The sequence below is a fragment of the Halolamina salina genome (genome assembly GCF_042678005.1).
Taxonomy (GTDB): Archaea; Halobacteriota; Halobacteria; order Halobacteriales; family Haloferacaceae; genus Halolamina; species Halolamina salina.
Genome location: NZ_JBHUDH010000008.1, coordinates 50,276 through 51,644, shown reverse-complemented (window position 1 = coordinate 51,644; position 1,369 = coordinate 50,276). Strand labels below are relative to the sequence as shown.

General features: G+C 69.7%; 1 protein-coding gene. It reads right to left on the bottom strand.

Annotated features, from left to right (window positions below; all coding sequences use genetic code 11):
• Positions 1-1,369: carboxypeptidase-like regulatory domain-containing protein (locus ACFR9S_RS01105; protein ID WP_379817799.1), on the bottom strand; the 1,369-nt coding region annotated here is incomplete at both ends.

Genomic DNA, 1,369 nt, shown 5'->3' with positions numbered 1-1,369 from the left:
CGACCGCGTCGGTCGCCTCGCCGTCGATGGCCGTTCGGACCCGGAGCGTCCCCGTCTTCTCGGCCAGCGTGATCGAGTCGGGGAAGGAGCTCGGATCGGCGACGTGGCGCGAGGCCGACTCGAAGCGGTCGTGCTCCACGGCGACCTCGAACCCCGTCGCGTCGACCGACACGTCGAAGTGTGCCCGGCCGGCCTCGTCGGTCTCCCGGGTGACGTGGGTCTGCCCGTCGGAGACGATCGCGACCGTCGCGCCGGGGATCGGCTCGCCGTCCTCGTCCCGAACCGTGAGCGTTTGGGGTACCGGACCGAACCGCAACTGTACCCCGTCTGACTCCGCGAGTCTCACCGTACGGCTCGTGCTGATCCCGTTGTACGTCGCCTCCAGTTCGACCGGCTTTCTGGGCACCTCGATCCGGGATGTGCCGCCCGTGATCTCGTGGGTGCGTCCGCTCGTGTCGAGGCGATACCCCTCCTTCGTCTGCTGCTTCTGGGGTGTCGCCTCCACCGTCACGGCTCCGGTGATCTGGCTGTCGTTGTACCCGTCGATCACGGAGACCCTGAGCTCTCGCGAACCGGTCGCACCGCCGTTCGCCGCGCCGTCGTCGTCATCGTCGGAGGTCAGCCAGAGCATGGCGACCACGACCCCGAGCAGGACTGCGAGCGTCAGCAGCGCCCCGACGAGGACGTTGTTCCCGCCGAGCGACTGGATCAGGCCGCCCTCCGTCTGCTCCGAGGTGGCCGTCCCTTCGCTGGCCGGGGGTGACGAGCCGCCGTCGCCGACCTCGACGAACACCGACGAGCCGTCGCCGTAGAGCAGCACGAGGCTGTAGGAGCCGTTGGGGCTGAGCGTCACCGGCAGCGAAACCGTCCCCGACTCCTGCGTCACGTTGTCGAGGAGCCGGACGCTCGACCCGTCGTCCAGCACGGCCCGGTCGATCGATCCGCCGGGGAGGTCGCCCTCGACGGAGACGTTCCCGTCCACGACCGACCCCCGAACCGCCTCCGGGGGTTGGAAGCCGGCGTTAAGCACCGTATCGCCGTCGAGTTCGACGGTCACGTCGCCCGCGCCGGTCACGTACTCGTTGGACAGTTCGATCCGCCCTTCGGAGGCGTTCGCGGTGACGACGTACGTGGCCTCGGGGTCCTCGGTGGCGAGTGTCACGTGGTACTGCTGACCGTCGACGAGGAGGTCCGAGGAGACGAGGACGCCCCCGCTCTGCAGCGAGACGCTCGTCTCGCCCACCTCACGGAAGTCGATACGGCCGTCGGCGGCGACCTTCGGGCAGCCCCGGACCCGGAAGTGGCCGTTGTCGACCAGCTCGACGATCACGGTCCCCTCGTTGGTACAGACCGCGTCCGGCGGCGCGGC